This is a genomic window from bacterium (assembly GCA_030654305.1).
Lineage (GTDB): Bacteria > Krumholzibacteriota > Krumholzibacteriia > LZORAL124-64-63 > LZORAL124-64-63 > PNOJ01.
Genome location: JAURXS010000230.1, coordinates 1 through 8,329 on the forward strand (window position 1 = coordinate 1; position 8,329 = coordinate 8,329).

The 8,329-nt window shown below is 71.9% G+C and carries 9 protein-coding genes; all 9 read right to left on the minus strand.

Annotated elements, in window-relative coordinates; translation table 11 throughout:
* The coding region (locus tag Q7W29_06375) for a C25 family cysteine peptidase (GenBank protein ID MDO9171441.1) at positions 1-2,063 on the minus strand (2,063 nt) is incomplete at its 3' end.
* Between the two features lie 165 nt (positions 2,064-2,228).
* The gene (locus tag Q7W29_06380; GenBank protein MDO9171442.1) at positions 2,229-3,395 is read right to left on the minus strand and encodes a hypothetical protein; all 1,167 of its coding nucleotides are present in this window, start codon (positions 3,393-3,395) and stop codon (positions 2,229-2,231) included.
* Between the two features lie 229 nt (positions 3,396-3,624).
* A complete protein-coding gene (locus Q7W29_06385; GenBank protein ID MDO9171443.1) occupies positions 3,625-4,086 on the minus strand; it encodes a TerB family tellurite resistance protein in 462 nt (153 codons plus the stop codon).
* A gap of 2 nt (positions 4,087-4,088) precedes the next feature.
* Entirely contained in the window at positions 4,089-5,237 is a 1,149-nt protein-coding gene (gene alr / locus Q7W29_06390; protein ID MDO9171444.1) for an alanine racemase, read from the minus strand.
* Positions 5,238-5,299: 62 nt separating this feature from the next.
* Positions 5,300-5,794 carry a transcriptional repressor gene (locus Q7W29_06395; protein ID MDO9171445.1) on the minus strand — a complete coding sequence of 165 codons (495 nt, stop codon included), beginning with the start codon at positions 5,792-5,794 and terminating at the stop codon, positions 5,300-5,302.
* An 80-nt stretch (positions 5,795-5,874) separates the two neighbouring features.
* Complete coding sequence (locus tag Q7W29_06400; GenBank protein MDO9171446.1) at positions 5,875-6,744, minus strand: hypothetical protein; 870 nt, start codon at positions 6,742-6,744, stop codon at positions 5,875-5,877.
* Positions 6,741-7,265: a hypothetical protein gene (locus Q7W29_06405; GenBank protein ID MDO9171447.1), complete on the minus strand. Its 525-nt coding sequence runs from the start codon at positions 7,263-7,265 to the stop codon at positions 6,741-6,743. The genes Q7W29_06400 and Q7W29_06405 overlap by 4 nt, the downstream gene beginning before the upstream one ends.
* A 46-nt stretch (positions 7,266-7,311) precedes the next feature.
* Complete coding sequence (locus Q7W29_06410; GenBank protein MDO9171448.1) at positions 7,312-7,494, minus strand: hypothetical protein; 183 nt, start codon at positions 7,492-7,494, stop codon at positions 7,312-7,314.
* Positions 7,495-7,638: 144 nt separating this feature from the next.
* Positions 7,639-8,329, minus strand: a 691-nt coding sequence (locus tag Q7W29_06415) for an exonuclease domain-containing protein (protein MDO9171449.1), incomplete at its 5' end; no start/stop codon positions are given.

Here is an 8,329-nt window from a genome sequence, read left to right on the forward strand (position 1 = left end):
AGCGGGGTCGTGCCGTCGGGGCCGTACACCGTCACGGTGACGTCCGTCGGGACGTTGGCGTCGATCGCCGCCGGGACCAGGAAGACCACCGAGGGGTTGATGGCCAGCAGGGTCGCCTGGTAGGTCGTCAGGTTGTAGCCGGTCACCGTGAGGGTCATGTCGCCGGGCACGGTCACCGGGATGTCCAGCACGATGTCCGCCAGCCCGCCCGCGTCGGCGACGGCCGTGCCGTGGATAACGCCGTCGCGCGACAGGCAGGCCACGGCGCCGGGCACGCCGACGTCGACCTGGAAGCCCGGGGCGCCGAGCTGGACGACCGGCAGGTGCGAGGGCGCGATCTCCAGGGGCGCGTCGGTGCGGACCATCAGCGAACAGTCGCCGAAAATGTTGTACTGCTCGATGAGCTTCGGGCCCTCGCCCGTGGGGTAGGTGTCGAGCACCTGCATGCCGCCGTAGTAGTACAGGGCGCCCAGGATGTTGGCCTGCTCGGCGACGAGCAGGTCCACGGCGTGGGCCTGCATCTCGCAGGGCGGCACCCAGGAGGCCAGGGTCGAGGCCGAGTAGGTGCCGACGGCGCCGCTGGGCTGGGCGACCGAGCCGGCGCGCAGCCAGGCCTCGGCGAAGCAGACCGCGGTCGAGAAGTCTCCGTTGGAACAACTCACGTCCAGCAGCCAGGGCTGCTTCCAGCCGTTGGTCAGGGCCAGGACGTTGCTGTTGGCGAACGGCGGGTTGCTCCAGCTCGTGCCGCTGCCGTGGCCGATGTAGCTGACCAGGCTGCGGCCCTCGTTCAGGGCGGCCGAGATCATCGCCGTGGTCCCGGTCGGCTGGTAGATCTGGTCGACCTGGGTGAAGGTGTAGGCGAGCAGGTCGGTGCGCAGCAGGTTGCAGCGCTCGTAGTCGGTCGGCGTGCCCTCGTTCGAGGCCAGGCCGGACCCCTTGTGGTACCACTCGGCGGCGGCGCCGGTGTCGGGGTCGCGCTCGTAGCGGACGAACTTGGCGACCTGCAGCTGGACCTCGCCGACGTTGGAGGCCGAGATGCGCGAGACGAACAGGTCGGGGTAGAGGTCCGAGCCGGCCACCATGGCGTAGGTCGGGTCCGAGTCCGCGCTCTCGTAGGAGCCGACGCGCGTGGGCACGTCGGCGATGTCGCCCACGAGCACCACGTAAGTGAGGCCGTCGGCCGACCCGTAGCGGCTGGTGATGGCGTTCTGGACGCCGGCGGCGGTGCCGCCCACCGAGGACATCGTGATCATCTCGACCGGGATGCCCTTCTGCTGCTTCCAGGCGACGAACGGGGCCAGCGCGCCCTGGTAGGCGTCGGCCGTGACGACGAGCATCCGGCCGGTCGTGCCGATGGCGACGTACTTGTCGGCGCCGTAGTTGGCGAACAGACCGCGGTAGATGCGGGCGAATTCGGGATCGACGGCGGCCGCGCCGGCGCCGGCCAGCTCGTTCAGGCCGCCGGTGCCCTTGGTGACGACCTCGAGGGTCATGCTGCGCAGCACGCGCAGCACGCCGCGGCCGGCGTCGTACTGGAACGGCACCACGCGCAGGGCCACGCCGCGCTCGTCGCGCACGATGTACGGGTCGCCGAGGCTCGCCGTCTCGCGGGGGTAGACCCCGCCGTCGCGGTAGAGGGCGTCGAAGGTGAAGGCGATGCCGGCCGGGTCGAGATCGCGGGTCAGGTGGCCCTTGGACGGCAGGACGGGATCGACGGCGGTCTCGGTCCACTCGCTCGCGACGACCCGCAGGACCGGCACGCCGGTGCCGGCGATGGCGACGCTGCGGCAGATCATCGGCAGTTCGGGCAGGCCCTTCTCCATCAGCCAGGCCTCGCCGGGCAGCCCCAGCTTGGCGTAGGGGCGGCCGTCGACCAGCGCGCCTTCGAGGTCGTAACCCGGGACCTCGATCCGCAGCGTGACCACGTCGGCGGCACCGGTCGCGACGACCTGCGGCAGCGCGACGGCCCCGCCGTCCGTCGCGACCCACGCCGCAGAAGCGACCGCAGCCAGGACCTGCAGCGACAGCAGCAAGACGGCTGCCTTGCACCAAGAGCGCTTCATCGTGTCTCCTCAGGCTCGGGACAGGCAAGATTCGGTAGTCTGATGCGGGTATTTGATTATACCTCATGGGCATGGCGTCTGACAACGCGGAAGGTCCGACGAAAAGCGGCGGCCCCCCAAGGGGACCGCCGCCGCCCTCCTGGCGGGATCATGGCTAACTCGATGTCAGGGAATGGATTCCACGGCTTCCGGGTCGCAGACGGTGGCCCAGCGGCCCGCGTAGAAGCCGCCGGGGCGTTCGGCGGCCCGGTGGTAATCGCCGCCCAGGACGCCCTCGACCGTCTCGACCTCGTTGTGCCACTCGCCGTGGAACCGGCCGCGCCCGTTCTCGTCCGCGGCCTCCCAGGTGCCGGCCAGCAGGCCGCGGCAACGGCCGCTGGTGTCGATGTACTTGCCGAAAAGGACCCGCTCGCCGCGGCTGTCCAGGCCGTAGCGGCCGCGCATGAAGCCGTGCAGCCGACCCCAGAGACCGACCCAGCGACCCTTGAAGACGCCGCCCTCGGCGGTCGTGGAGTCGCGGTCGGCCAGCCAGACGCCGCCCAGGAAGCCCTTCGGGCACAGGTCCTCGTCGGTGACGCGGTGGCCTTCGAGGCGCAGGGCGTTGCCGAGTTCGTCGACGGGGCGGGTGACGTCCAGGCCGGCGAGATCCGCCACCGGGACGTCCAGCGCGATCAGCGGCGTGACCAGGTGCAGCACGTTCGGCGGCAACGTCCCGGCGCCCGCGGAATCGGCCGGGGCGGCGGGCTCGATGATCTCCACGATCAGACCGTCGAAGTGCGGACCGGTGTGGGAGACCCAGGCCACGCTGCGCCGGTCGGGTCGGGGCAGCACCAGGTGGTCGCGCGGGCGCTCGAACAGGATCACGCGCCGCACCACGACCAGGCCGCGGTCCACGCGCAGCCGGCCGCTCCAGTCCAGGCCCTGCACCTCTTCGCGGATGTCCTCGGGCGCGCCGTCGAGCCGGCCCCAGGTCAGGCGCAGCGCGACGATCCGCGGGGGCGGCGGCGCGCCGTCGCCGGCGGGCAGCAGGGCGGCGTCCTCGAGTTCCAGCACCTCGGCGTCGTCCTGCAGGGGGTCGTCGCTCGCCGACTCCTGGTCCTCGAGGGACATCGTGGCGTAGTAGTCATCGTCGAAGGCCGGCGCCTCGTCCGTGTAGGTCAGGCCGCCGTAGGCCTTGTCCAGATCCATGGCGTCGTAGTCGTCGACGGCCGTGACGGCGGGCACGGTCGCGCCCTTGTCGTCGCCGCAGCCGGCCAGGCCCAGCGACAGCAGCGCGGCCAGGACCAGCAGTCCCGTCAGTTGGAGTGTTCGGTTCAGCTTCGCGGTGTCCATGATCGCCTCCCTCGTTCCGACCCCGGTCCCGCCCGGAAGCTCGCTCCGGCGCCGGGACGTTCCTCGCCCGTGGTGCGGCTGGACTGCACGAGAGGTGCCAAGGGAGGCTGAGGAGTGAAATCGATGATTTTACAAGACGTTGCGACGACGATCGGCACGGGGCCCCGTCACCGGCGCGTACCGGGAAGTACACTGGACGTCCGCCTCGGTACCGCAGCGTCGGGATCCGTCAGTCGGTGGGACCGTCGCGCACCTTGAGCTTCAGCGCGATGAGTTCGGCGTGGTCGAGCCCGAGCATCCGGGAGATGCGGTGCAGCAGGGCGTCCTCGTGGGCGTCGAGCACGCCGTCGGCGTACACGACGCGCCACAGCGCCTCCAGGACGTCGCGCAGCTCCTGCCTCGTCAGCGCGGTGCGCAGCAGGCTGGTGGTGTTGTAGAGGTCGGTCGCGTCGTGGCGGTGCGCTTCGGCGGCGTCCATGAGCGCGGACGATTCCCGCGCGTCGAGACCGAAGCGGTCGCCGAGGATGCCGGCGATCGAGGCCCTCTCGGCGCCGGCGGCGGTGTCGTCGGCCCAGGCCACCTCCAGCAGCAGCGCGGCGGTGGCCAGGCGGCGGCGATGGTCGGCGTTGGCGACGTCGCCCGCCACGGCCGTCACGTCCTGCGTCATCAGCTTGCGCAACGCTTCGAACACGGTCACCTCCCGTCGACGATCCGCTCCCAGCCGGAGCCGGGCAGGGTCAGCACTTCGTAGGGGATCGTGTCGAGCCAGTCGGCGAGCAGCTCGGCCCCGATGCGGTCGTCGCCCTGGGATCCGAGCAGCACCGCGTCGTCCCCCGCCGCCGCGCCTGCGATGTGCGTCACGTCGATCATGGTCAGGTTCATGCAGATCCGGCCGCGCACCGGCGCGCGTTGGCCGCGCACCAGCACATGGGCCCGGTTGGAGAGTCGCCGCGGATAGCCGTCGGCGTAGCCCAGCGGCAGCACGGCGATGCGCGAATCGACGGGCGCCCGCCAGGTCCGCCCGTAGCCCACGGTCTCGCCGGCGGGCACGACGCGGACCTGGGCGATGCCGCAGATCCAGGTCGCCGCCGGGCGCAGGTCCAGGCCGGAGGTGCCGGCGGCGCGGGCCGAGACCAGCGTCTCGCGCGAGGGCCAGACGCCGTACGCGGCGATGCCCACGCGCACGATGTCGCGCCGGTCCTGGGGCCAGAGGATGGTCGCGGCGCTGCACGACATGTGCCGCTGCAGGTCGCCGTGGCCGCGCGCGGCCAGCCGGGAGAGCCAGTCGTCGTACCGCGCGGTCTGCGCGCGGGCCCAGGTGTGGTCGGTGGTGTCCTCGATGTCCGCGTAGTGGCTGGAGACGCCGACGAGCTCCAGCCCGGGCGTGCCGTCCAGCACGGCGAGCGCCGCGTCCAGCTCGCCTTCGACGATGCCCTGCCGGTTGACGCCGGTCTCGACCTTGAGGTGGAGCCGCAGGGGGCGCGCGGCGTCGGCCGCGAGACGCGCGGCCTCCAGGCCCGCCAGCGAACCCACGGTCGCCTCGACGCCGAGCCGAGCCGCGAGCGCGGCCCCCGCGGCGTTCACCGGTCCGAGGATCAGCACCGGGGCGTCGATGCCGCCGTCGCGCAGGGCCGCGGCCTCCCCGACCGTGTGCACGCCGAGCAGGTCGGCGCCGCCGTCCAGGAACGCGCGGGCCGCCGGCAGCAGCCCGTGGCCGTAGCCGTCGGACTTCACGACCGTCAGCAGCCGGCAGGCCGGCGGGATCAGTTCGCGGAAGCGCCTCGCGTTGTCGCGCAGGGCGGCGTGGTCGACCAGGATGCGGAGCCAGCCGGTCGGTTCCATCGGGACATCCCCGGACTCGGGCGTGGTGCGTCGCGCGCCGGACACCCTGGTTGAGTGGAGAGCTAGTTGCCTTCCTGGGCGCGCTTGCGGTTGTTGCAGGACTCGGGGTCCGCGCAGGTGCCGTAGAGTTCCAGGCGGTGACGGTGGATCGTGAACGCGTGCTCGGCCGCGAGCTTCTCCTGCAGGGCCTCGAGCTGCGGGTTGTAGAACTCGGAGATCTGGCCGCAGTTCTGGCAGATCATGTGGTCGTGGTGCTCGACCTCCGAGTGGCCCTCGTAGCGGGCGAGGCCGTCGCCGAAGCGGCGCTCCTCGACCAGGCTGCTCTCCACCAGCAGGTGCAGGGTGCGGTAGACGGTCGCATAGCCGATCCGCGGGTTGACGGCCTTCACCTCGCGCAGCAGCTCCTCGACCGACACGTGGCCCTTCAGGTTGAAGAAGACGCTGACGATGGTGTTGCGCTGCTTGGTGGTCTTCAAGCCGCGCGTCTGGATGAACTTCTGGAAGGCGCGCTCCTTCTCCTTGACCGCTTCGGGCGCCACTTCTTTTCGGATCGACACGTGCCTCGACCTCCCGCTGGGGATAACGTGATTCTGATATCCATGTTCACGCTATTTGATACAGCGAGTTCGCGCGGCTGTCAAGGCGCCTCGTCGACATTCCCGCCGGGAGCGGCCAGCGCCGGCAGGGCGAGCCCGAGCGAGAAGCCGTCACGGAACAGGCGGTCGGGGGCGTCGGCGAATTCGCGGGTCCAGCCGGCCTGCAGGCGCAGTTCGGCCCGCAGCGGCAGTTCGAGCGCCAGGCGCAGCCGCCGGCTGTCGCGCCCGCCGACGCCGCGCACCGCGGCCAGCCCGACCACCGTCGCGGGCGAGGGCCGCCAGGCCAGGCCCGCCGACAGTTCGCTCCGCCCGGGGAAGGCGGAAGCGGAGAACACGTCGCCGGCCGCGCCCAGGTTCAGCGTGCGGCCGCCGCCGGCCTCCAGGGTGACGCGTTCGGCGAACCGCCACTCGCGCCGGGCCTGCAGCCGCAGCGCGATGCTGCGCGCGGCGAAGGGATAGAGGGCGTTGCTCGCGAAGGGCATGGCGAGTTCGGCCCCGCACACCAGCGGCCCCAGCAGGGGGGCGCGCATCCGGCCGAGCCAGCCGGCCGCTGGCCGTCCCCAGCCGGATACCTGCGTCTCTCCCGGCCAGCCCGCGGTCGCGCCCTCGCCGGCGGCGTCCGGCCAGCGTTCCAGGACCGGCAGGTCGTCGCTCGCGAAGTCCAGGTGGGGCCAGCGCAGGTAGGCGACGCCCCGGCCGTCGCGCCGCAGGACGGTCGCAACCTCCAGCACGCCGAGGTTCCAGCCGGAGGACGGGTCGTCGTAGCGGGAGGCCGTGACGCGGAAGGCGCGGCCGTCGTCGAGGAAGGGCCAGGGCAGGTCGTCGTCCCAGGGCGCCGCGGCCGGGGCGGCCGAGGCGAGCAGCGTGCAGAGTGCGGCTGTCAGCGCGAAGCGCCCGACCGTCGCGTTCACGGCCCCACGCCGTCCTGTTCCATCAGGCGCACCATGCCGGCCGCGGCGAAGCGCACCAGGACGACGCGTCGGTTGCCCGGCAGCATCTCCTTGCCGACCACCAGCCCGAAATCGTCCCAGGCCAGGTGGTGGATCACGTCGCCCTCGGCGTAGGTCTGCCACGGCCGGTAGGGCACCGCCTTCTCGAGGTCCAGGTCGGCGAGCAGTTCGGCGACGTCGTCCGTCGCGGTGGCCGTCGCCGGCGCCGGTTCCGCCGCCGCGCGCGGCTCGTCGTCGTGGTGGTCTTCGCCATCGGTGTCGCCGTCGGCGTCGTCGAACCCGACGAGTTCGACCGTCGCGCCCGCGGTCGCCGCCGCGGCCGCGCCGCCGCGCAGCGCCAGGCTAGAGCTGACCTTCGGCAGGAAGCCCCGGCAGTTGGGGCACTGCAGCCAGACGACGCCGTCGTCGTCCCCGTCGGCGGTGGGGACGACGGCCATGTCGTACTCCGTCTTGCAGACGGAACAGTACTGCGGGATGGTCATGATTCGCACCGGTTCCCGTCGGCCCGACCGGGGAGCCAGGCTGGGGTTACGGGAGGATCTTGCAGCAGATCTCGGCCTCGTCCTTCTGAGAGTACCGCATGCCGCACACCAGGCACTTGTAGTCGCCGTCGATGCGGCCCTCGGCTTCGGCCTTGGCCAGCAGCCGTTCGAACTTCACGAACGATTTGTCACGGACCAGCACACCAGCTTCTTCCCTGCGTCGCTGCACGGCATCCTCCTTGATCCCGGTGTTCGTTCGGCCGCGAACCACCGGTCCACAGCGCCTCATCGCAACACGCGGGGCATCCTATATCATCGGGGCGTCCGCGTCAACCACCGAGGGTGGGAAGAGTTCCGCGGCGGGAGCGTCGTCTCAGCCGGCCGCGTCGGCGGCGAACAGGTCGTCGCGGCCGTCGTCGACCGCGACGAGCGCGGGCAGGCGGAAGAGGTCGGCGAGCGTCACCGCGCCGAGGACGCCGGCGTCGGCGACGGCGTGCGCGAGCACGCCGGCGGTCGCCAGGGCGTCCTCGCCGGCGCGGTGGGGGTGGCGATGGGTGACGGAGAAGGAGCCGGCCAGGTCCTGCAGCCGCCAGCCGTCGTGGCTGGGCCACAGCTGCTGCGCCAGCTGCAGCGTGCAGAGCCCCGGCATCTCGGGCAGGTCGTGGCCCAGGCGCTCCAGCTCCCAGCGCAGGAAGTTCAGGTCGAAGCGGACGTCGTGGGCGACGAAGGCGTGGGCGCCGCGCAGCAGGTCCGCCACCACCGGCGCCACCTCCTCGAAGGGGGGCGCCTCGTGCAGCTGGTTGGGTTCGATGCCCGTGAGCTTGCGGATGCGCGGCGAAACGCGGCGCGTGTTGTGGACCAGGCTGCTGAACTGCTGCACCACCTGTCCGGACTCCCAGACCGCCAGCCCGACCTCGATGATGCAGTCCACCCCGATCAGGCTGCCGGTGGTCTCCAGATCGACCGCCACCAGCCGCGCGGCGTCGAGGTTCACGCCGAGGAAGGGGGCGTCCAGGGCGATCCAGCGGCCGTCGTGCGAGCGCGCGACGTCCGGCAGGCTCTCG